Raw genomic sequence first — 20,376 nt, forward strand, 5'->3', positions numbered from 1 at the left:
ACGCGGGCACGCCAATCGGTTCGGCGCGTGCGATACGCCCGGACCGAAGGGGATTTTCAGCGGGAGGCGAGGGCGGTCCGGCCTCCGGTGACCCGGGTGTTCGCCGTAAAGACGGCGCGATCATAGGTGAGCCTGGGCGCAGCCGGCGCGGATGCGGTGAGCCGGGGCGCGATGGCCGGGCTTCCCGCCCGCCACGCCACCAGATCCGCGCGATAGGCATCGTAGCGGGCATAGAATTCGCCGAAGGGCCGGTCGATCGCGGTGATTGCGGTGCCTGCAAAGCCGCCGATCGCTCCCGGCGCCAGTGCCGCAGCCTGATGCAGCAACGGGCCCGCCTGCGCACAGAAACGCGCAAGCACCGGCGGCTGCGCGAAATAATTGTAGAGCCGGGTCATCGCGGGATCGAATGCCGCCATGCCGCCATGCTCGGCGGCCAGCGCGCGGTGCGCCGCCGCCAGCGTCTGACGCTGGGTGTTCAGCAGCTTGTTATAGGCGGGCACGAGCGAGGTGTCGGGGCAGCTCAGCGCCGCGACATTGAACGCCGCGCGCAGGTGCCAGATCGCGCCGGATGCGGAGAGATCGCGATTGGGCGACGCATAGCTTCCGTCCGCCAGTCGGGCCGGGATGGTGAGGCCGGCCGCCGCGCCATCGGGCGGCGTCGGCGCGGCAACGCGAACCGGGGCGGGAACCGGGCGCGGTGTGGGCGCCATCGCCTGCTTCTGCCCAGCACATCCGGCAAGGGCGGTCAGCGCGGCGAGCGAAGCAAGGACGCGGTACGACATGCCCGCATCCCATCATGCTTAGGTAAATACCGCGTTAACTGCGCGGCGGGGCTTCGAAAGGGATTCCCTCAGGCCGCGCGCTTCTCCAGCGCGTGCGCGGCCTCGGCCATCAGCTGGGCGATGATCTCGGCGACCGGCTCTTCCTTGGTCACCATGCCGACCGACTGGCCCGCCATCAGCGATCCGTTGTCGACATCGCCCTCGATCACCGCGCGGCGCAGCGCGCCCGCCCAGTAATGTTCGATCTGGAGCTGCGCTTCCATCATCTCGACCTTGTTCTCGTCGAGCAGCTGGGCGACCTCGCGCTGCTTGGCGGTGAACAGCTCGGACGAGGCGTTCTTGAGCGCGCGCACCGGGATCACCGGCAGGCGCGGATCGATCTGCACGCTGGCGACCGCGTCGCGCGCGCTGGCACGGAAGAACGCCTTCTTGAAATTGGGATGCGCGATGCTCTCGGTCGCGCAGGCGAAGCGCGTGCCGAGCTGGACGCCAGCCGCGCCCATGTCGAGATAGCCGGCGATCGCCTCGCCGCGACCGATCCCGCCGGCGACGAACACGGGCACCTGCTCGGCGACCTCGGGCAGGATTTCCTGCGCCAGCACGCTGGTCGATACCGGGCCGATATGCCCCCGGCTTCCATTCCCTCGACCACCAGCGCGTCGACGCCCGATCGGATCAGCTTCTTGGCGAGGCTGAGCGCGGGGGCGAAGCAGATCAGCTTGGCGCCGTTCCCCTTGATCGCGTCGAGCGACCCGGCCGGCGGGAGCCCGCCCGCCAGCACGATGTGCGAGACATCGTGCTTCGCGCACACCGCGATCAGGTCGAACAGTTGCGGGTGCATGGTGATGAGGTTCACGCCGAACGGCTTGTCGGTGAGCGCCTTGGTTCCCGCGATCTCCGCGTCGAGCAATTCGGGCGTCATCGCGCCGCACGCGATCAGGCCGAACCCGCCCGCGTTCGAGATGGCGGAGACGAGGTTGCGCTCGCTCACCCACGACATCGCGCCGCACAGGATCGCAGTCTTGCTGCCCAGAAACTCGATGCCGCGCGCCATGCGGCGCTGAAGGCGCTCTTCCCCAATGCTCATCGCCTTGCCCTAGCCGCGCCTGCCCCGTCCCGGCAAGTCTGGCCAGCGCCGCGCCCGCGCATTAGGAAGCTGGCGCATGAAACGCCCAGCGCTCGCCAGCCTCGCCCTGCTCCTCCTCGCGCCCGCCGCCGCGGCCCAGGAACCGCTGTTCGACAATCATGTCCACCTCTGGAAGGGCGCGGAATCACTGCGCGAATACCGTGCGCAGTCGAAAGCCGCCGGGCTCGATCCGGTCGCCGCGGTGATGTGGTTCGGCGGACCCAATCAGGCGCGCGAGGGCAATCCCGATGCGATCCGGGCCAGCAACGACGCGATCATCGCGCTCGCCAAGGCCAATCCCAAGCTGGTCCCTGTCGCGACCGTCCATCCCTATGACGGCGACGCCGCGATCGCCGAGGTGCGGCGCGTCGGCGCGGCCGGCGTGAAGCTGCTCAAGATCCACGCCCACACCCAGAAGTTCGACAATGCCGACCCGCGCGTGCTCGCCGTCGTCCGCGCTGCCGGGGAGGTTGGCGTGGTCGTGCTGATGGACAATGCCAGCATCCTGCCCGGCGACAATGAGAAGCTGTTCAACCTCGCCCTTTCCGCGCCGAAGACCCGGTTCATCTTCGCGCATATGGGCGCGATGGGCTTCCGCTTCTGGAACATGCTCAAGGCCGCGCGCACTGCGGAGGGGCTGTTCGGCGAGAATATCTATTTCGACATCTCCGCCACCGTGACGCTGACCGCCGACTCGCCGATCGAGGACGAGTTCGTCTGGACGATGCGCAATGTCGGGATCGACCATATCCTGCTGGGGTCGGACTATCCGCAATTCTCCCTCAAGCAGACTGTCGAGGCGCTGGAAAAGCTCGGCCTGACCGCCGAGGAGCTGGCGAAGATTCGCTACGGCAATGCGCGCAAGCTGCTCGGCCTGAAGGACTGACGCGATGACCCGCTTTACCCGCCGTACCCTGCTCGCCGCCGCCGGGGCGCTGCCCGTTGCCGCCTGCGCCCCGCGCGTCGCGGCGGCCCATACCCCGCTTCGTGTCGTGACCTTCAACATCTGGCACGATGCGGGCAACTGGCCGCTGCGCCTCAAGCTGATCGTCGATGTGCTCCGCGCCGCCGACGCCGATGTCATCGCGCTGCAGGAGGTGCTGCAGGATTCGAAGAAGAACCTGCCCAATCAGGCGGAGACGATCGCCGCCGCGCTGGGTGGCTATACCGCGCATTTCATGTCGACCTCGCCCGAGGGTGCGGCCAACCGTTACGGCAACGCCATCCTGACGCGGCTTCCGGTGACCATGGTCGACACGATCAAGCTCGAGCCTCTCGAAGACTATCGCACCGCGATCCGCCTGCGCGTCGACGCGCATGGCCTCCCGGTCGATATGGTCAACACTCACCTCGCCTGGCAGGCCGATGCTGGCCCGGTGCGCGCGCGGCAGATTCGCGGACTGCTCGACTGGTTGCCGCGGGATGACGCACCGCTGGTGCTGATGGGCGACTTCAACGCCCCGCTCGACGAGGCCGCGCTCGCCCCGCTTGCGGTCCGCGGTCTCGAACCCGCGCTCAGGCCCGGTGCGACCGACACTACGCTCGTCGTCTCACGCGGGCACAAGCCGCGCGTGATCGACCATATCTTCGCCGATCCGCGCCTGTTCGACGTGACCGACGCGCGCCGCATCGGCGACGTGGCGGTGGATGGCGAGTTGCCGTCGGATCATTTCGGCGTGGCCGCGACGCTCACCCCGCGCTGAAGGCGGGTGATTGCGGATTTAATGGATGATTTCTCTTCGTCACCCCGGCCTTGTGCCGGGGTCCACCGGCCGGCAAGGGCTGGACAAGAGGCTTTAAGTCATCCGCTGAGGCGCAGTGGACCCCGGCACAAGGCCGGGGTGACGGGGGAAGGAGGCATACCTCCTGCTCCTGTCGATACCGTTCCGGCTTACGCCGCGTCGTCTTCCGGCGCGTCCAGCCCATAGGCGGTATGCAGCACGCGGACGGCCAGTTCGGTCTCGTCCTCGTGGATCAGCACGCTGACCTTGATCTCGCTGGTGGTGATGGCGAGGATGTTGATGCGGCGCTCGCCCAGCGTCTCGAACATCGTCGCCGCGACGCCGGCATGGCTGCGCATCCCGACACCGACGACGCTGATCTTCGCGACCTTGGTGTCGTGGATCAGCGCGTCGTACCCGATCGGCGCCTTGCTCTTCTCGAGCACGTCGAGCGCACGTGCCAGCTCGGCGCGCGGGACGGTGAAGGTCACGTCGGTCGAGCCGGTGGCATGCGCCACGTTCTGGACGATCATGTCGACGTTGATTCCGGCCTCGGCCAGGGGGGTGAAGATATGGCCCACCGCGCCTGGCCGGTCGGGGACGTTGGTGAGCGTCACCTTCGCCTCGTTCTTGTCCGCGGCGATGCCGGTGATGAGCTGCCGTTCCACGTCGTTGATCTCCTCTTCGCCGACGATCAGCGTGCCGCGATGGCCCTCTTCGTCGCGATTGTCCTCCAGCGAGGAAAGCACGCGCACGCGCACGCCTTCCTTCATAGCAAGCCCGACCGAGCGGGTCTGGAGCACCTTCGCTCCGACGCTCGCCAGTTCCAGCATTTCCTCATAGGTGACCTTGGACAGCTTGCGCGCCCGCGGCACGATGCGCGGATCGGTCGTATAGACGCCGTCCACATCGGTGTAGATGTCGCAGCGATCGGCCTTCATCGCCGCCGCCACCGCCACCGCGCTGGTATCCGATCCGCCCCGGCCGAGCGTGGTCACGCGATTGTCCTCGGCCAGCCCCTGGAAGCCGGGGATCACCGCGACATTGCCATCGGCAAGGCTGGCATTGAGCTCGGTGGTGTCGATCGTGCCGATGCGCGCGCTCGCATGCGCGCTGCTGGTGTGGATCGGCAGCTGCCAGCCGAGCCACGAGCGCGCGGGCACGCCGATCGCCTGCAGCGCGATGGCGAGCAGCCCGCTCGTCACCTGCTCGCCGGCCGAGACCACCGTGTCATACTCGCGCAGGTCGTAGAGCGGCGACGCTTCCCTGCAGAAGCCGACGAGCCGGTCGGTTTCGCCTGCCATGGCGGAAACGACCACCGCGACCTGATTGCCCGCTTCCCACTCGGCCTTCACGCGATTGGCGACGTTACGAATCCGCTCGATGCCCGCCATCGACGTGCCACCGAACTTCATCACAATGCGTGCCATCTGGTCCTACCCCCTTGGGTGTGTGTGGGCGCGCTGATAGGAGGGGGGGATGGCGATGACAAGCAAAGCAACCATTGACCCGCGTGAAGCTGAGCATTTCGGGCGGCTTGCGGCGGACTGGTGGAACCCCAAAGGCGCGTCGGCGATGCTCCACCGCCTCAATCCGCCGCGGCTGCGCTATATCCGCGAGGCGATCGACGCGCATTGGGGCGGTGATCCGAACAGCTTCACGCCGCTGGCGGGCAAGACTGCGCTCGATGTCGGCTGTGGCGCCGGGCTGTTGTGCGAACCGCTCGCCCGGCTCGGCGCACAGGTGACGGGAGTCGATGCGGCGCCCGAGAATATCGGCGCCGCGCGCGCCCATGCCCAGGCATCGGGCCTGACCATCGACTATCGCGCGGGCGAGTTCGAGAATGAGGTGAAGGGGCGGACCTTCGATCTCGTCACCTCGATGGAGGTGATCGAGCATGTCAGCGATCCCGCCGCCTTCGTCGCGGGCCTCGCCGCTGCGTTGGCGCCGGGTGGGCTGATGATCCTTTCCACGCCCAACCGCACGCCGTTGTCGCGGCTTGCGATGATCACCGTGGGGGAGGGGTTGGGCATGATCCCGCGCGGCACGCACGACCATGCCAAGTTCATCACCCCGGACGAGCTGACCGCCCTGCTCGCCGATGCGGGGCTGGAGGTTGCCGACCTGCGCGGCCTCAGCTTCTCGCCGGGCGCCGGCTTCCACCTCTCGGACGACACCAGCCTCAACTATCTGCTGACCGCGCGCCGCCCGGCATAGCGACCGGGGATTCGCGGCGTGCTCATCGCCGCGCTCCGGCAAGCCAGAACAGCGTAGCGGCCACCGCCCACAGGCCGCTGAAGAATGCCGTCAGCGCGCTCACGTCGCGTGGCCAGCCCGGCCCTTCGGCGCCCAGGCCGCCTGCCAGCGCGATCGCTCCGATGGCCAGTTGTACTCCGGCGGCGGCGCCCAGCGTCCGCGCCATGCCGCCGGGCTTGAGGCGCGCCACGCATGCCCCGCCGGTCAGGATCGCGATCACCGCGGCGAACATCAGATTGGCGGCATTGCCCTCGTCGCCGATGATGCCGACCGCCAGGTTGATCCAGATGAGCAGGAACAGGCCCAGCGTCGTCAGCACCGATGCCGCGCGATAGACGATGTTCTGTGCGCGGCTGGCGAGCAGCTCATAGGCTCCGAGCACGACGGTCAGCAGCGTTCCCATCGCCAGAAAGTCGCTGGCCGTCCAAACGACCTCGCTGGTGTAGTACATTGCGATGGCGGGTACGCACAACAGTGCCGCCGCCATGCTCCAGCGCGTCACGCGCCACCGGTTGATCTGCTTCGTCTGTGCGATCGTGGTCATGTGTCGAACCTCGTCCTGATGAGGCTCGCTTGTCCCGCGTCACGGTGGTGAGCGTCATGAGCGGCGGATGAGCGATGCGTGAGGAAGGTGGAGTTTTCCTACCGCTACCGGCCTGTGATAGCTGGAATGTCCCATGCCGAACCGGGACCCTCTTTCCCTCCTCTCGATCCGTCCGGTACGCGTCGCGCCGGCGTCGCTTCCCTGTCGCCCGGGTGTCGCTTCGCTGCCTATTCCTGTCGCCTCGGTGTCGCGTCAGCGTCGCGAGGATGTCGTGCGGGTGTCGCGTCGGTGTCGCGTCGCAGTCGTTTCACGGTCGCGAACCGGTCGCGTGCGCCGGAAAACGGCTTCTTTTCGTGAACTTCGTCCGTCCTTGCCCTCAGTACAGGCGTCCGCCGTTCGGCACCGCCACGCTCGGGTGGAACAGCACCACCTTCCCCTCGGCATCGGGGAAGCCGAGCGTCAGCACCTCGGACATCATCGGCCCGATCTGGCGCGGCGGGAAATTGACCACCGCCGCGACCTGCCGTCCGGGCAGGTCGTCAAGGGCGTAATGCTCGGTGATCTGCGCCGAGGATCGCTTGATGCCGATCGTCGGACCAAAGTCGATCGTCAGCTTGTAGGCGGGCTTGCGTGCCTCCGGAAACGGCTCGGCGGCGATGATCGTGCCGACGCGGATGTCCACCGCGAGGAACTGGTCGAAAGAGATTGCCGCCGCGGGCGGGGCCGAGGCGTCGTGATTCATATGCATGACTTAGAGACTGGCTCCATCGAACTTGTGAATGGTCAGCGCATCGAGGTCGATATCGTCGGCGCAGCGCAGGTTGATCGCCACCATCTCCTTGCCGTCCGGCCCCGTTCCGCCGCCAAAGGGGGAACAGCCGCAGGTCGCACAGAAATTGTGCCGGATATGGTGCTTGTTGAACTGGTATGTGGTCATCGCTGCCGGATCGGTGTGCAGCGTGAACTGATCGGCGGGCGCGAAATGGAGCAACGATCCCTTGCGGCGGCAGATCGAGCAGTTGCACGAGACCGCGCCGGAAGGCGCATCGCCCTCGAGCGTATAGCTGACGTTGCCGCAATGGCAGCTTCCGGTGACCGGCATTTCGGCTCTCCTCCGATTGACAGGCGCGCGCTGGTTCGCACAGTCGCGGACGAAAGGAAATGCATGGCCGTCAAGCTGCACCCGGATTGGCTCGAACCGCTTCAGCGCGAATTCGACAGCCCGTACATGGCCTCGCTGCGCCAGTTCCTGCTCGACGAAAAGGCGGCGGGGAAGCGCATCTTCCCCAGGGGCGCCGACTGGTTCCGCGCGCTCGACCTGACCCCGCCGCAGGACGTGCGCGTCGTCATCCTCGGACAAGACCCCTATCATGGCGAGGGGCAGGCGCATGGCCTGTGCTTCTCGGTCCAGCCCGGCGTTCGCGTGCCGCCCAGCCTCGTCAACATCTACAAGGAGCTCAAGAGCGACCTCGGCATCGAGCCGCCGCGCCACGGCTTTCTGGAACATTGGGCGAAGCAGGGCGTGCTGCTGCTCAATACTTGCCTGACGGTCGAGATGGGCCGTGCCGCCTCGCATCAGGGCCGCGGGTGGGAGAAATTCACCGACGCCGTGGTCGCGCATGTCAACGCGAGCGAGAAGCCCGTGGTGTTCATGCTGTGGGGCAGTCATGCGCAGAAGAAGGCGCCGTCGGTCGATCCGCGGCATCTGGTGCTGAAGTCGGTCCACCCCTCGCCGCTGTCGGCGCATGGCGGCTTTTTCGGCTGCCGTCATTTCTCGAAGGCGAACGCGTTCCTCGAAGCGAAGGGCAGAGGGACGATCGATTGGGCGCTGCCGGCTATTTGAGGAGACGGCACCAGCCCGCTCCCCCGCCCGGCCACCCAACGGCAGTATGATATGGGTGGCCGGGCGGGGGAGCGGGCTGGTGCCGCTAACCTAGCTTAGAAGCTTACCCGGGCCGCCACGCGGATGTCGCGGCCGGCAAGCGGCACGAAATCCTTGGTGAACGATGCGTGCCGCCGCGCCTCGACGTCGAAGATGTTGTTGGCCGACAGGATGATCGCGGTCTCGCGCTTCTCGCCGAACGGGTGCCAGGTGAGCGAGGCGTTGACCAGCGTGAAGGCCGGGGTCTCGGTCTCGAAGCTCGCGACGCGCGACTGGCGGGTCGAATGCTCGACCTCGACACGGCCGCCAAAGCCGTTGTAGCTCGCATCGAGTCCGCCCAGCACGCGCAGCGGCGGGATCCGCGGAACCGGGCTGCCATTGCCGAGCTCGGCATTGACATAGTCGGCGACGAGATTGCCGGAGAGCGAGAAGTCGCCCGCGCGCAGCAGCGTCGCCGAAATCTCGCCCTCGATCCCGTAATAGCGCGCGTCCGCCTGCAGATACTGGAAGATCGGCAGGTCGAACTCGTCATTCTCGAAGCGCGTGCCGGTGTCGTTCTCGTAGATGTAATTGTCGAACCAGTTGGCATAGCCGCTGATCTGGAACCGCACCGGCCCTGCGCGGCCGCGGGCATAAAGCTCGAGGCCCCAGCTCTTCTCGAGCGCGAAGTTCGGATTGCCGACTTCATAGGCTTGGGTCGCGATATGCGGGCCGTTGGAGAACAGCTCTTCGCCCGACGGCGCGCGCACGGCGCGCGAGCCGTTGATGCCGATCTTGACCTCGGGCGCGACCTCGTAGGACAGGCCGACCGCGCCGGAGAAGGCGTCGAAGCCGCGATCGACCCGTACCAGCGGCGCATCCTCGTCCAGCCCGATCTTGACCGCATTCGAGCGGACATCGGTATGTTCGTAGCGCCCGGCGAACTCGAGGCCGAGCTTGCCGAGATTGACTTCCTGCAGCGCGAACACGCCATATTGCGCGGTGGTGTTGGGCGCGACGAACGCCTCTTCACCCACTGCGGAGAACTTCCGCGTCAGGCCCTGGAAGCCGATCACGCCGCGCCAGCCGCCGCGATTCGCCTGGACCAGCTCGAGCCGTCCTTCGATCGCTTCGGAGTTGAACACCGTGCCGATGTCGGCGCCCTCGAACTCGGTATGCTCGTAATCGGCGAAGCCGGCGCGCACGCGGATCTTGTCGAGGAAGCCGCCGCCGACATTGACCTCGCCGCGCATGTCGGCGCGCCACTGCTTCATGCCGATCGTCACGGCGCCATGGTCGTGGCCTTCGTCGCCGTCCGCGTCATGGTCGTGACCCGCGGGCGGGCGTTCGGGAACGCCGTATTTGGTGTCGTAATAGCCGACCGAAAAGCCGAGGCTGCCGCCATCGTTGATCAGCGCGACGCCGCCGCCCAGCGTATAGGTCTCGGTTCCGCTGTTGGGCAGGCGGCCGCGGCTGTTGGCGAGCGCGGTCGCCTCGGCCGCCTCGTCGAGATGGCCTTCCTCGGTTTCCTCCGCGGCGATCGCCAGCTGCTGGGCGCGCAGGGGCTTGCTCAGGATATAGCCGCCGGTGCGAAGATCGTCGGTCTTGCGGTAGCTGCCATCGGCGTGGAGCACGATGGTCGGGGTCAGCGCGACATCCACCGCCGCGCCGCCGCTGCGCTCGTCCGCCGCCGAGCCATAGGTGCCGACCGCGTCGATATGGAAACCGTTCTCCGGCACTGCGCGCGGAATACGGCGATCGATCACATTGACGGCGCCGCCGATCGCCTGGCTGCCGAACAACAGCACCGCGGGGCCGCGCAGCACCTCGATCCGCTCGGCGGTGAGCGGATCGATCGTGACCGCATGGTCGGTCGAGGTGTTGGAGACGTCGAGCGAGCCGAGACCGTCGGTCAGCACACGCACGCGCTCGCCCTGGAAGCCGCGCAGCACCGGCCGCGAGGCGCCCGGGCTGAACGAGGTGGCGGAAACGCCCGGTACGCGCGTCAGCGTGTCGCCGATCTGTCCGCGAATGTCGCGCACGAGCTCGTCGCCCGACACCACCGAGGTTCCGGCGAGAAGGTCGAGATCGGCGACATAGGGGGCGGTGATCACCACATCGGCATCCGCATCGCCATGCACCATACTGCGACTCGATCGGTCACGTTCCTGATGCTCGCTGGTCTGGGCGAGGGCGGGGAGGGCAAAGGCGGTGGTGGCGAGGAGGAGGGTGAGACGCTTCATGCTACGCGGTCCTTGGACTTTAACCGCGCCCCTCTAATTGGAATGTTACACCATAACAAGTCCAAGACGTCGCAGGCATGGGGACCAGTCGCGTTACTGCGATCCTGCGACGCGATCAGTGACGATGTCCTCGAACCGCTCGCCGGTCCAGATCGACGCGGTGAAGCTGCGGCCGCCATCGGGCGTCATCGCCCAGTTCCAGCGCAGCGATCCGTCGCGCGATCCGTTTGCGCCCCGGTCCGGTCCCGGCACGGCAGGTGCCGGGGGCGGCGCCGATCCGCATGCCGCGCGGCGTATCCGCGGCCGTTCGGGCAAGGCGCGCGGGGTCTTCAGCGAATCGCCGCCGTCATAGACCCATTTCCATCCGCCATCGGCCTGACGGACCCAGACGGTGGTGAAGAAACCCGACCCGCGCGGTGCGGCCCATGGCCCGGTATTCACCGCCGCCGTCCCGTCGCACGACACATAGCTTTCCGCGGGCCACCATTGCACCGCGACCGGCGGGTCCTTGCGGTCCTTCAGGAACTTCTGCGCATTTTCAGGCCGGGGTACGAACATCACCGCATCGTCCGTGGCGTAGCGGCGAAAAGCGGTCCATTGCCCCTCGGTCTGCGCGGTGCGGTTGAATTCGCGCTCCGCCTCGATTGCCGTCTCCGCCTGTATCAGGAGGAGAGCGGCGAGGATCACAGCGCCGCCTGATCCAGTTGCAGTCCCTCGCGACGATGCGCGGCGACCAGCGTATTGCGCAGCAGGCAGGCGATGGTCATCGGTCCGACTCCCCCGGGGACCGGGGTGATCGCACCCGCGACCGATGCGGCGCTGTCGAACTCGACATCGCCGGTCAGGCCGTTGTCGGTGCGGTTGATGCCGACATCGATCACGGTCGCGCCGGGCTTGAGCCACTCGCCCTTGACGAAGCCGGCGCGGCCGACCGCCGCGACGACGATGTCGGCGCGCGAGACATGGCCGGGCAAGTCCTTCGTCCGCGAATGGGCGAGCGTCACGGTGGCGCTCGCGGCGGTCAGCAGCGCCGCCATCGGCTTGCCGACGATGTTGGAGCGGCCGATCACCACCGCGTCCTTGCCCGAAAGGTCGCCGAGCTGATCCTTGAGCAGCATCAGGCAGCCGAGCGGGGTGCAAGGGACGAAGCCCTCCATTCCCGTCGCGAGGCGCCCGGCATTGACCGGGTGGAAGCCGTCGACATCCTTGTCGGGATCGATCCGCAGCAGCACTTCCTGCTCGTCGAGATGAGCAGGCAAGGGAAGCTGCACGAGGATGCCATCGACCGCGGGATCGGCATTGAGCCGGTCGACCAGCGCGATCAGGCTGTCCTGACCGGTATCTGCGGGAAGGCGGTGCTCGAAGCTTGCCATATTGGCGGCGAGCGTCGCCTTGCCCTTGCTGCGGACATAGACGGCGGAGGCGGGGTCTTCGCCCACCAGCACCACCGCGAGCCCGGCCTTGCGACCTGCCTGCGCCTCGAATGCCGCCGCCGCGTCGCCCACGCGGGCGCGCAGGCCTGCCGCAAATGCCTTACCGTCGATGATCTCAGCCGTCATGGCCCGCCCCATATAGCGCTGCCGCGATTCCCGCCAGCGTCGAAGCGTCGCCTGCAATCGCCAGCCGCTTGATCCGCGAGGTTTCGCCCGCGATCAGCGATACGTCGCGCCTGGGCACCCTGAAGGTCTTCGCGACCAGCGCCGTCAGCGCGGCATTGGCCGCGCCCTCGACCGGCGCCGCGGCAAGCCGGGCGGCGAAATGCTCCGGCGTTCCGGCCAGAAACGCGTCCTTGGAGGCCCGCGGGGTCACCCGCACCGCGATGCGGATGCCGTCGCTGGCGGCCTGCCAGGGCTGCGTCACGTCCCCGGGCTGATCAGCGCCGCGTCGAGATTGGGGATCACCGCATAGTTGATGATCGCGATCAGGATCAGCACCACGAACGGCGCGAAGTCCATCGGCCCGGTGTCGGGCAGGACGCGGCGGATCGGGCGGTAGATCGGCTCGGTCAGCGTGTTGAGCCCGCGCCACAGCGCGCTCACGAAATCATTGTAGGTGTTGATCACGTTGAACGCGATCAGGACCGACAGGATCGCCTGCACGACGATGATCCACCACAGCACGTTCAGCAGGATCTGAACGATGTCGAAGCCGATCGCGAGAATGGTGTCCAACAGGGGTCTCCGGAATTTTCGAAACTATCTACCGGAAAGCCGCGCGATGCGGCAACCGTGTTAGATATATAAGACGGTTCAGCGGTGAACCAAGGTGCCTGCACCTTGCGGGGTGAAGATCTCGAGCAGCATCGAATGCGGCACGCGCCCGTCGAGGATGACCGCGGCGTCCACACCGGCATCGACCGCGGCGACGCAGGTCTCGACCTTGGGGATCATCCCGCCGCTGATCGTGCCGTCGGCCTTCAATGCCGCGATCCGGCCGGGATCGAGGTCGGAGAGCAGCTGCTTGTCCTTGCTCAGCACGCCCGGCACGTCGGTGAGCAGGAAGAAGCGCGATGCGCCCAGCGCGCCCGCGATCGCGCCCGCCATCGTATCGGCGTTTATGTTGTAGGTGTGGCCGTCGGCGCCGAGCGCAATCGGCGCGATCACCGGGATGAAGCCCTGCGCCGACAGCGTCGTGAGCACGCTGGCGTCGACCGCGACCGGCTCGCCGACGAAGCCGAGATCGACATGCCGTTCGATCCCCTGCAGCGGATCGGCCTCGCTGCGCGTCACTTTCCGCGCGGTGACGAGGCCGGAGTCCTTGCCCGAAATGCCGATCGCCTTGCCGCCCGCGGCGCTGATCCAGCTGACGATTTCCTTGTTGATCGACCCGGCGAGGACCATTTCGGCGATCCGTGCGGTCTCGGCATCGGTGACGCGCAGGCCGCCGACGAACTCCGATTCGACGCCAAGGCGCTTGAGCATCTGCCCGATCTGCGGCCCGCCGCCATGGACGACGACCGGGTTGATCCCCACCGCCTTGAGCAGCACGACATCCTCGGCGAAATCGCGTGCCAGCTCGGGATCGCCCATCGCGTGGCCGCCATATTTCACGACGAAGGTCTTGCCCGCATAACGCTGCATATAGGGCAGCGCATCGGTCAGCGTCTCCGCCTTGGCGAGCATCTTGGGATCGGGAGCATGATCGGTCATGCCGCGCCCTTAGCGTGAGTTGCCGGGATGCGAAAGCGGCGGAGGGGTCGCGGAAGTTGTGGCTGCTATCGGGTGGATTCGGGAAATCGTCGGCGGGCAGAAAGCTGCCGCGAAGTTGACGAAGTTGCGGGAAGCGCGATCCATTCTGTCAACTTCGTCGCCTTTGCCCGCGGCGATTCGGGGATCTGATTGAACCCGGCGAATCAACGGAATCAAAGAGCGGCCGCCACGCAGCCTGTCGATGCAAGCAAACCAGTTCCAACATTGCAAGCGGGGCGGCTATCGGGGTCGCTAGCGGTCGTCCTCTCCATCATCCCGGCACTAGGCCGGGATGCATGGCCCAGGCCTAGTATCGCGGCGGCCAGCGTATCAGCCGCCCTGTCCTCAGGCGTCCCGGTCCAGGCTCCGCCCGATCGCGACGAAGCCTGCGATCAGCGCCGGGATCAGCACGATCGACAGAACGACCTTGGCCAGCATCTGGCCCATCAGCAGGTGGCCGATCGGGAATTCGCCGTAGAAGGCGACGGTGATGAAGATCAGCGTGTCGACAATCTGGCTGAGCACGCCGGCGATCGCGCCGCGCAGCCACATCATCCTGCCGCCTTCGCGCTTGAGTGCGCTGAAGATCGTGACGTTGAGCAGCTGCGACGCGCCATAGGCGGTGATCCCGCCCAGCCAGATGCGCCAGGTGCCGCCCATCAGCAGGTCGAACGCGGCGCGGCGATCGGCCGGCATGTCCGCGGCGGAGGGCAGGGTCAGCACCAGCGCCGTCAGTGCGATCGAGGCGAGCAGGGGGATGAAACCCAGCAACACCAGCCGGTTGGCGGTGCTGCGCCCGTGCAGCTCGGCGACCGCGCTCGCCACCGCCACCAGCAGCAGGAAGGCGAAGATGCCTGCCTCCACCGCAAGCGGCCCCAATGCCACCTGCTTGTTGCCCAGGACGCCCGCGATGCAGACCATGCCGCCGTAGAAGATCGAGAGGGTGAAGAGCGAGCGCGAAAGCGGAGCCGGTGTAGTCATGGGCGTTGCTAGCGCGGTTTCAGCGGATACGGAAGCACCTAGCGATGCACGATTCACGCGCTATGCTGCAGCCCCATATGCCGCGCCGATAGCCGGCGCTGGGGGGCCTTCCACTTGAACAATCTTCCGATCGGTATTCTGGGCATCGTCGCGATTCTCGCGATCGCCTTTGCGCTTTCGTCGAACCGCCGCGCCATCCGGCTGCGCGTCGTCGGGGCTGCCTTTGCGCTCCAGGCGGGCATCGCGATCCTCGTCCTTTATGTGCCCGCGGGCCGGGCGGTGATCGAGGGGATGTCGCGCGGCGTTTCGGCACTGCTTGGCTACGCCCAGGCGGGGACCGACTTCATCTTCGGCCCGCTCGCCAAGCCCGAAATGGGCGGGCACAGCTTCGCCATCGCGGCGTTGCCGGTGATCATCTTCTTCGCCAGCCTCGTCTCGATCCTCTATTATCTGCGGATCATGCCGCTGGTGATCCGGTGGATCGGCGGGGCGATCGAGAAGGTGACCGGGGTAAGCAAGGTGGAGTCGCTCTGCTCGGCGGCGAACATCTTCGTCGGCCAGAGCGAATCGCCGCTGGTCATCCGCCCCTATCTGGCGGGCCTCACCCCCGCGCAGATGTTCGCGGTGATGAGCGTCGGCATGGCCGGGGTCGCGGGCACGATCCTGGCGGCGTACGCAGCGATGGGAATCAACATCCAGTATCTGCTCGCCGCATCCTTCATGGCGGCGCCCGGCGGCTTGCTGATGGCCAAGATCATGATGCCCGACGAGCCGGTGAAGCAGCCCGAGCTGCCGCTCGACGGCGAGGGCGCGCCCCTCGATCCCGAGGATGCGGCGATCCGCGCGGTCGAAAAGGATCTCGATGAGGAGCGCCCTGCCAACATCATCATGGCCGCGGCGATGGGCGCGCAGATCGGCGTCAAGATCGCGGTCGCGGTTGGCGCGATGGTGCTCGCCTTCGTCGCCCTGGTCGCGCTCGCCAACGGCCTGCTCGGCGTGGTCGGCGGCTGGTTCGGATATGGTGACCTCACCTTCCAGGGGGTGATCGGCACCGTGTTCGCGCCGGTGATGTTCCTGATCGGCATCCCCTGGGCCGAGAGCGGCGCGGCGGGCAGCCTGTTCGGCACCAAGATGGTGCTCAACGAATTCGTCGCCTTCCTCAATCTCGGCTCGACCGCGGGGCTGAGCCCGCGCAGCGTCGCGATCATCACCTTCGCGCTGTGCGGCTTCGCCAATTTCAGCTCGATCGCGATCCAGATGGCGGCGGCCGGCAGTCTTGCGCCCAACCAGCGCCCGGTGATCGCCAGGCTCGGCATCAAGGCGCTGATCGCGGGCAGCCTGGCGAACCTGATGAGCGCGGCGCTGGCGGGATTGCTGCTGCCGTGAACGAGCGCCTCGTCGCTCATGTATCGAAGGGCGAGGTATCGTTCTTCGCACTGCTTTGCGTTGGCTGCGTCGCGCTGGGCATCTGGTTCATCTTGGGCCCCGAAGATCTGGTCACCCGCCGCTATTCCAGTCCTGCGTTCATCTCGGGGGTCGGATGGATTTTGACGGTAATCTGCGGCCTCGGCCTCTTGGCATTTATCAGGCAATTGTTCCGAACCGGCCCGGTGATGGAGATCGATGAGCGAGGTATTCTCTGGCGCCGCTGGTCCGACACGACCATTCCGTGGCATGCGATTACTCGCGTTGAGGTCAACGCGGTAGGCGAGCAGAAGCTCCTGTCGCTATGGCTGGACGAACCCGAATCCTATCCGGGACGATCGACGCTCGGCACGTTGTCCCTCATGAACAAAGGTATGGGCTTCGGTGATCTCGCGCTCAGCATGCAAGGTACCGACCAGAGCTTCGACCGGCTGGTCGAGGTGGTCGGTGCCTATCATGCGTTGAAGGATCAGCGCGTCGGGACCGGCTCCGCGCCCGAATAGTCGTAGAAGCCGCGCCCGGTCTTCCGCCCGTACCAGCCGGCCTCGACATATTTGACCAGCAGCGGGGCGGGGCGGAACTTGGGATCGCCGGTGCCCTCGAACAGCACGCGGGTGATCTCAAGGCAGGTGTCGAGGCCGATGAAGTCGGCGAGCGTGAACGGCCCCATCGGGTGGTTGAGGCCGAGCTGGATCGCCGCGTCGATATCGGGGATCGTCGCCACGCCCTCGCCGAGCGCGAAGCACGCTTCGTTGAGCAACGGCATCAGCACGCGGTTGACGATGAAGCCTGGCGCGTCGTTGGCGTGGACGATGCGCTTGTTGAGCGTCTTGCCATAGGCTTCGACCGCGGCGACCGTTGCGTCGCTGGTGGCGAGTCCGCGGATCAGCTCGATCAGGCCCATTACCGGCACGGGGTTGAAGAAATGCACGCCCATGAAGCGCGCGGGATCGGGTGAAGCCTGCGCCAGCCGCGTGATCGGGATTGACGAGGTGTTGCTGGCGAGGATCGCGGTGTCGGACAGCACCTTGCCGACATTGGCGAAGATGCTGCGCTTGATCTCCTCGCGCTCGGTCGCGGCCTCGATGACGAGGTCGCAGGGTGCGAACGCGTCGGTGCCGCCGACGCATTCGATGTTGGCGAGCGCGGCGTCCGCGGCTTTGGCGGTGATCTTCTCCTTTTCGACCGCCCGCGCGAGCTGCTTGGCGATGCCTGCCTTGCCCTTCTCCGCGCGCGCGACGTCCATATCGGACAGCAGCACGCGATAGCCCGCCTGCGCCGAAACCTGGGCGATGCCCGCCCCCATCTGCCCCGCGCCGATCACGCCAACCGTCTTCATGCATGTCCTCCGGAATCTGATATGGAGGCGTCCTACCGACTCGTTCGCGAAACGGCTAGAAGGGGGAATAGATGCTGACGATCGCGTTGCTCGCTCTGGCGCAGGCCTCGGCGCCGCAATCCGCGCAGAAGCAGGGGCCGATCAAGAGCTTCGGCGCATGGGTGGTGGCATGCGACAATGCCAGGCGGTGCGAGATGACCTCGATCTGGCCCGACGACAACCAGCCCGGCGACGGCTCGCCCTATGACCAGATCTCGGTCTCGATCGAACGCGCGGCCGGGCCGGCGGGCGGCTGGTCGGTCGAGATCCAGCTGCCGGGAGAATCGGGCAGCGACCGGGTGCAGCTGAGCACCGATCGCGGCTTCTTCCTCTGGGGCGTCCCCAGAAGCGACCGGCTCGCCTTCACCGGCGCGCAGGCCGCGCAGATCGTTGCGGCAATGGTCGATGGTACCGACCTGCGGGTGGGTTCAGAGGTCGATGTCACCGGCATGGCCTCGCTCAAGGGATCGTCGGCGGCGCTGCGCTTCATCGATGCTGAACAGGGGCGCGCCGGGACCGTGACCGCTGTGGTGGCGAAGGGCGTGAAGCCCGCCAGCGCCGTCCCGGCAGCGCCCGCTTTGCCCAAAGTGGGATTCGTCCGTCCGGCAGGCGTGGCCGCCCCCTTCACACCGGCGATGCGCAAGGCGCTCGACAAGTCGAGCGAATGCGGCGCCGTCTATGAAGGCGGTACCGGCGAGCTCCCCGAAGTCGAACGGGTGGCGCTCGGCGGCGGCAAGACGCTGCTACTGCTCCCCTGTGGCAGCGGGGCGTATAATTTCTCGACCGAGCCTTACATCCTCGCGCCCGGTGCGCAGCCGGTGCTCGCCAAGTTCGATTCGCCGCCGGGTTTCACCGAGGCGGACGATGGCCGTCCGTCGCTGGTCAATGCCAGCTTCGATGCGAAGACCGGACGGCTCGAAAGCTATTCCAAGGGCCGTGGCCTGGGCGATTGCGGGAGCATGGAGGGCTATGTCTGGGACGGGTCGATGTTTCGGCTGGTCGAGGCACGATCGATGCCGGAATGCCGCGGATCGGTGAACTGGCTCACCACCTGGCGCGCCGAGCCGGTCGCGAAATAGGGTTCAGCTGCCCGGCAGCGCAATCTCGAACAGCTTGGGCCAGCGCTTGCCGGTGACGTAGAGCTTTCCGGTCCTGTCGTCCCAGGCGATGCCGTTGAGCACCGCCTCGCTGTCGCGAACCTCGACCGAAGCGATCACCGGGCGCATATCGATGACGCCCTTGATCGCCCCGGTTTCGGGATGGATCCGCGCGATCAGGCCGCTGTGCCAGATGTTCGCCAGAATCTCGCCGCGGACATATTCCAGCTCGTTGATCTGCCTTACCGGCTTGCCGCGCCAGGTGACGGTTACCCGCCGCTGTTCGGCAAAGGTCTTCGGGTCTAGGAAGCGCAGCTCACTGCTCCCGTCGGACAGGATCAGGCTGCTGCCGTCCTGGGTCAGTCCCCAGCCCTCACCAGGATAGGCGAACTCGCCCAGTTTGCGGAAACTGTCGCGATCCCAGCGGAAGGCCTTGCCGTGCTTCCAGGTGAGGCTGACGATCGTCTTGCCCCAGCCGGTGCTGCCTTCACCGAAATATTCGGGCGGCAGCTTCGCTTCGCGCTTCACCTTGCCGGTGGCGAGATCGACTTCCCGGATTGCCGATTCGCCATGCTGGCCGGTGCTCTCGAACAGCCGTCCGTCGCTGAAGAACAGGCCCTGAGTGAAGGCCCCGGTGTCGTGCGGATAGGATGCAATCACCCGCGCGGCCTCGACCGGGGGGGCGGGCGGGGCCGGCGCTCCGACTGCCTGTTGCCGCGCGGAGAGAGAGGGCGCCGGCGCAGAAACAAGCGGGGCCGCCCCGGCCAATATGGCCAGGGCGACCCCCATTGTCGCTCCGCGCCCGGCCGTGATCAGCCGGAGCATGGCGTGATTACTGCGACGGCGTCAGGTTCACCGCGGCGTACTTGCCACGGCGATCGACTTCCAGCTCGAACTCGAGCCGGTCGCCCTCGTTGAGCGTCGGCATGCCTGCACGCTCTACAGCGCTGATGTGCACGAACGCATCGGGCTGGCCGTCGTCGCGCTGAATGAAGCCGAAGCCCTTCATCGCGTTGAAGAACTTGACCGTACCCGTCGCCTTCTCACCCGTCAGCTGACGCTGCGGGCCGCCGGCGGCGCCAGCACGCGGACCATCACGGTCGCGCGGCGGGCCGCGATCCTCGACCGGGAGCGGCTCGCCCTCGATCTTGAGCTCGGTGGCGCTGATGCGGCCGCCACGGTCGACCAGCGTGAAGCCCAGCGGCTGGCCCTCGGCCAGACCGGTCAGGCCAGCCTGCTCGACCGCGCTGATGTGCACGAACACATCCTCGCCGCCATCGTCGCGGACGACGAAGCCGAAGCCCTTCTGGCTGTTGAAGAATTTGACAACGCCAGTGCCTTCGCCAACGACCTGCGGAGGCATGCCGCCACCGCCGCGGCCGCCGCCGAAGCCGCCGCCACCACCGCCGCCGAAGCCGCCACCGCCGCCGCGGTATCCACCACCGCCGCCGCCGCCGAAGCCGCCACCACCGCCGCCGAAGCCGCCGCGGTCACCGAAACCGCCGCCGCCGAAGCCGCCGCGATCGCCGTAGCTGCTGCCACCACCGAAATCGTCGCCGCCGAAACCGTCGCGCTTGTCTCTGCCGCGCCCGCCGCGATCCCCGCGGCGCCCTCGATCAAAACTCATTGCCCTGTTCGTCTTCCCGGTCGCCCAACTCAATTGCGAAAGTCATACGCCGGACGAAGACGCAGACATCCCGGCGCTCCGAAGACACGCCCATGGAATCGGGTCATAGCCGGTTACGGGACAGGACGCGAACAAATTCGTCGCGAT

22 protein-coding genes and 1 pseudogene are annotated in these 20,376 nt (G+C 66.9%); 7 read left to right on the forward strand and 16 right to left on the reverse strand.

Features of this window, described 5'->3' with window-relative positions; all coding sequences use genetic code 11:
* Positions 1-56: 56 nt before the first annotated feature.
* Complete coding sequence (locus BDW16_RS12410) at positions 57-782, reverse strand: hypothetical protein (protein ID WP_066572223.1); 726 nt, start codon at positions 780-782, stop codon at positions 57-59.
* A 68-nt stretch (positions 783-850) separates the two neighbouring features.
* A pseudogene (locus BDW16_RS12415) lies at positions 851-1,869 on the reverse strand (NAD(P)H-dependent flavin oxidoreductase).
* A gap of 76 nt (positions 1,870-1,945) precedes the next feature.
* On the opposite strand from BDW16_RS12415, the gene BDW16_RS12420 reads away from it, so the two are divergent.
* Positions 1,946-2,794 carry an amidohydrolase family protein gene (locus BDW16_RS12420; protein WP_083954110.1) on the forward strand — a complete coding sequence of 283 codons (849 nt, stop codon included), beginning with the start codon at positions 1,946-1,948 and terminating at the stop codon, positions 2,792-2,794.
* A 4-nt stretch (positions 2,795-2,798) separates the two neighbouring features.
* Complete coding sequence (locus BDW16_RS12425) at positions 2,799-3,611, forward strand: endonuclease/exonuclease/phosphatase family protein (protein WP_066572218.1); 813 nt, start codon at positions 2,799-2,801, stop codon at positions 3,609-3,611.
* A 188-nt stretch (positions 3,612-3,799) separates the two neighbouring features.
* Here the strand turns inward: BDW16_RS12425 and BDW16_RS12430 are convergent, their stop codons facing one another.
* The gene (locus tag BDW16_RS12430) at positions 3,800-5,059 is read right to left on the reverse strand and encodes an aspartate kinase (protein ID WP_066572216.1); all 1,260 of its coding nucleotides are present in this window, start codon (positions 5,057-5,059) and stop codon (positions 3,800-3,802) included.
* Positions 5,060-5,108: 49 nt separating this feature from the next.
* On the opposite strand from BDW16_RS12430, the gene ubiG reads away from it, so the two are divergent.
* Positions 5,109-5,846 (forward strand): bifunctional 2-polyprenyl-6-hydroxyphenol methylase/3-demethylubiquinol 3-O-methyltransferase UbiG, encoded by a 738-nt coding sequence (gene ubiG, locus BDW16_RS12435; RefSeq protein ID WP_066572213.1) that lies wholly within the window; start codon positions 5,109-5,111, stop codon positions 5,844-5,846.
* 22 nt (positions 5,847-5,868) lie between these two features.
* Here ubiG and BDW16_RS12440 read toward each other — a convergent pair whose 3' ends face one another.
* The 3 genes from BDW16_RS12440 to BDW16_RS12450 form a co-directional block, all read right to left on the reverse strand.
* Positions 5,869-6,429 carry a hypothetical protein gene (locus BDW16_RS12440; protein WP_083954109.1) on the reverse strand — a complete coding sequence of 187 codons (561 nt, stop codon included), beginning with the start codon at positions 6,427-6,429 and terminating at the stop codon, positions 5,869-5,871.
* Between the two features lie 376 nt (positions 6,430-6,805).
* Entirely contained in the window at positions 6,806-7,177 is a 372-nt protein-coding gene (locus tag BDW16_RS12445) for a tRNA-binding protein (protein WP_066572210.1), read from the reverse strand.
* 3 nt (positions 7,178-7,180) lie between these two features.
* On the reverse strand, positions 7,181-7,531 hold the full coding sequence (locus tag BDW16_RS12450) for a GFA family protein (protein WP_066572207.1): 351 nt from the start codon (positions 7,529-7,531) through the stop codon (positions 7,181-7,183).
* A 63-nt stretch (positions 7,532-7,594) separates the two neighbouring features.
* Here BDW16_RS12450 and ung point away from each other — a divergent pair, with 63 nt between their 5' ends.
* Positions 7,595-8,272 (forward strand): uracil-DNA glycosylase, encoded by a 678-nt coding sequence (ung, locus tag BDW16_RS12455; RefSeq protein WP_066572204.1) that lies wholly within the window; start codon positions 7,595-7,597, stop codon positions 8,270-8,272.
* 95 nt (positions 8,273-8,367) lie between these two features.
* On the opposite strand, the gene BDW16_RS12460 is transcribed toward ung, so the two are convergent.
* The 7 genes from BDW16_RS12460 to BDW16_RS12490 form a co-directional block, all read right to left on the reverse strand.
* The gene (locus BDW16_RS12460; RefSeq protein WP_066572201.1) at positions 8,368-10,533 is read right to left on the reverse strand and encodes a TonB-dependent receptor; all 2,166 of its coding nucleotides are present in this window, start codon (positions 10,531-10,533) and stop codon (positions 8,368-8,370) included.
* 93 nt (positions 10,534-10,626) lie between these two features.
* Complete coding sequence (locus BDW16_RS12465) at positions 10,627-11,220, reverse strand: Cif family virulence factor (RefSeq protein WP_066572199.1); 594 nt, start codon at positions 11,218-11,220, stop codon at positions 10,627-10,629.
* Positions 11,217-12,092: a bifunctional methylenetetrahydrofolate dehydrogenase/methenyltetrahydrofolate cyclohydrolase FolD gene (gene folD, locus BDW16_RS12470; protein ID WP_066572194.1), complete on the reverse strand. Its 876-nt coding sequence runs from the start codon at positions 12,090-12,092 to the stop codon at positions 11,217-11,219. The genes BDW16_RS12465 and folD overlap by 4 nt, the downstream gene beginning before the upstream one ends.
* Entirely contained in the window at positions 12,082-12,393 is a 312-nt protein-coding gene (locus tag BDW16_RS12475; RefSeq protein WP_066572192.1) for a DUF167 domain-containing protein, read from the reverse strand. The genes folD and BDW16_RS12475 overlap by 11 nt, the downstream gene beginning before the upstream one ends.
* Positions 12,390-12,704 carry a YggT family protein gene (locus tag BDW16_RS12480; protein WP_307693620.1) on the reverse strand — a complete coding sequence of 105 codons (315 nt, stop codon included), beginning with the start codon at positions 12,702-12,704 and terminating at the stop codon, positions 12,390-12,392. The genes BDW16_RS12475 and BDW16_RS12480 overlap by 4 nt, the downstream gene beginning before the upstream one ends.
* Positions 12,705-12,782: 78 nt before the next feature.
* Positions 12,783-13,682, reverse strand: coding sequence for an acetylglutamate kinase (gene argB, locus BDW16_RS12485; protein ID WP_066572191.1), 900 nt, complete (start codon positions 13,680-13,682; stop codon positions 12,783-12,785).
* Between the two features lie 384 nt (positions 13,683-14,066).
* Positions 14,067-14,702: a queuosine precursor transporter gene (locus BDW16_RS12490; protein ID WP_066572189.1), complete on the reverse strand. Its 636-nt coding sequence runs from the start codon at positions 14,700-14,702 to the stop codon at positions 14,067-14,069.
* A 114-nt stretch (positions 14,703-14,816) separates the two neighbouring features.
* Here BDW16_RS12490 and BDW16_RS12495 point away from each other — a divergent pair, with 114 nt between their 5' ends.
* Positions 14,817-16,088, forward strand: coding sequence for a NupC/NupG family nucleoside CNT transporter (locus BDW16_RS12495; protein ID WP_066572187.1), 1,272 nt, complete (start codon positions 14,817-14,819; stop codon positions 16,086-16,088).
* The gene (locus tag BDW16_RS12500) at positions 16,085-16,630 is read left to right on the forward strand and encodes an STM3941 family protein (RefSeq protein ID WP_066572185.1); all 546 of its coding nucleotides are present in this window, start codon (positions 16,085-16,087) and stop codon (positions 16,628-16,630) included. Before BDW16_RS12495 ends, BDW16_RS12500 begins: the two co-directional genes overlap by 4 nt.
* Here BDW16_RS12500 and BDW16_RS12505 read toward each other — a convergent pair.
* Positions 16,597-17,466 (reverse strand): 3-hydroxyacyl-CoA dehydrogenase NAD-binding domain-containing protein, encoded by an 870-nt coding sequence (locus tag BDW16_RS12505; RefSeq protein ID WP_066572183.1) that lies wholly within the window; start codon positions 17,464-17,466, stop codon positions 16,597-16,599. The genes BDW16_RS12500 and BDW16_RS12505 overlap by 34 nt on opposite strands.
* Before the next feature lie 71 nt (positions 17,467-17,537).
* Between BDW16_RS12505 and BDW16_RS12510 the strand changes: the two genes are divergently transcribed.
* Entirely contained in the window at positions 17,538-18,584 is a 1,047-nt protein-coding gene (locus tag BDW16_RS12510) for a DUF1176 domain-containing protein (RefSeq protein WP_066572181.1), read from the forward strand.
* A gap of 3 nt (positions 18,585-18,587) precedes the next feature.
* Here BDW16_RS12510 and BDW16_RS12515 read toward each other — a convergent pair whose 3' ends face one another.
* Complete coding sequence (locus BDW16_RS12515) at positions 18,588-19,391, reverse strand: glutaminyl-peptide cyclotransferase (RefSeq protein WP_066572837.1); 804 nt, start codon at positions 19,389-19,391, stop codon at positions 18,588-18,590.
* A gap of 43 nt (positions 19,392-19,434) precedes the next feature.
* Positions 19,435-20,229, reverse strand: a complete 795-nt coding sequence (locus BDW16_RS21800) for a cold-shock protein (RefSeq protein WP_066572174.1) — start codon at positions 20,227-20,229, stop codon at positions 19,435-19,437.
* Positions 20,230-20,376 lie beyond the last annotated feature (147 nt).

Source organism: Sphingomonas koreensis (genome assembly GCF_002797435.1).
GTDB lineage: Bacteria > Pseudomonadota > Alphaproteobacteria > Sphingomonadales > Sphingomonadaceae > Sphingomonas > Sphingomonas koreensis.

Coding starts and splice junctions, on each gene's coding strand:
- BDW16_RS12410 (WP_066572223.1), bottom strand. CDS start 782: ATGTCGTACCGCGTCCTTGCTTCGCTCGCCGCGCTGACCGCCCTTGCC.
- BDW16_RS12420 (WP_083954110.1), top strand. CDS start 1,946: ATGAAACGCCCAGCGCTCGCCAGCCTCGCCCTGCTCCTCCTCGCGCCC.
- BDW16_RS12425 (WP_066572218.1), top strand. CDS start 2,799: ATGACCCGCTTTACCCGCCGTACCCTGCTCGCCGCCGCCGGGGCGCTG.
- BDW16_RS12430 (WP_066572216.1), bottom strand. CDS start 5,059: ATGGCACGCATTGTGATGAAGTTCGGTGGCACGTCGATGGCGGGCATC.
- ubiG (WP_066572213.1), top strand. CDS start 5,109: ATGGCGATGACAAGCAAAGCAACCATTGACCCGCGTGAAGCTGAGCAT.
- BDW16_RS12440 (WP_083954109.1), bottom strand. CDS start 6,429: ATGACCACGATCGCACAGACGAAGCAGATCAACCGGTGGCGCGTGACG.
- BDW16_RS12445 (WP_066572210.1), bottom strand. CDS start 7,177: ATGCATATGAATCACGACGCCTCGGCCCCGCCCGCGGCGGCAATCTCT.
- BDW16_RS12450 (WP_066572207.1), bottom strand. CDS start 7,531: ATGCCGGTCACCGGAAGCTGCCATTGCGGCAACGTCAGCTATACGCTC.
- ung (WP_066572204.1), top strand. CDS start 7,595: ATGGCCGTCAAGCTGCACCCGGATTGGCTCGAACCGCTTCAGCGCGAA.
- BDW16_RS12460 (WP_066572201.1), bottom strand. CDS start 10,533: ATGAAGCGTCTCACCCTCCTCCTCGCCACCACCGCCTTTGCCCTCCCC.
- folD (WP_066572194.1), bottom strand. CDS start 12,092: ATGACGGCTGAGATCATCGACGGTAAGGCATTTGCGGCAGGCCTGCGC.
- argB (WP_066572191.1), bottom strand. CDS start 13,682: ATGACCGATCATGCTCCCGATCCCAAGATGCTCGCCAAGGCGGAGACG.
- BDW16_RS12490 (WP_066572189.1), bottom strand. CDS start 14,702: ATGACTACACCGGCTCCGCTTTCGCGCTCGCTCTTCACCCTCTCGATC.
- BDW16_RS12505 (WP_066572183.1), bottom strand. CDS start 17,466: ATGAAGACGGTTGGCGTGATCGGCGCGGGGCAGATGGGGGCGGGCATC.
- BDW16_RS12510 (WP_066572181.1), top strand. CDS start 17,538: ATGCTGACGATCGCGTTGCTCGCTCTGGCGCAGGCCTCGGCGCCGCAA.
- BDW16_RS12515 (WP_066572837.1), bottom strand. CDS start 19,391: ATGGGGGTCGCCCTGGCCATATTGGCCGGGGCGGCCCCGCTTGTTTCT.
- BDW16_RS21800 (WP_066572174.1), bottom strand. CDS start 20,229: ATGAGTTTTGATCGAGGGCGCCGCGGGGATCGCGGCGGGCGCGGCAGA.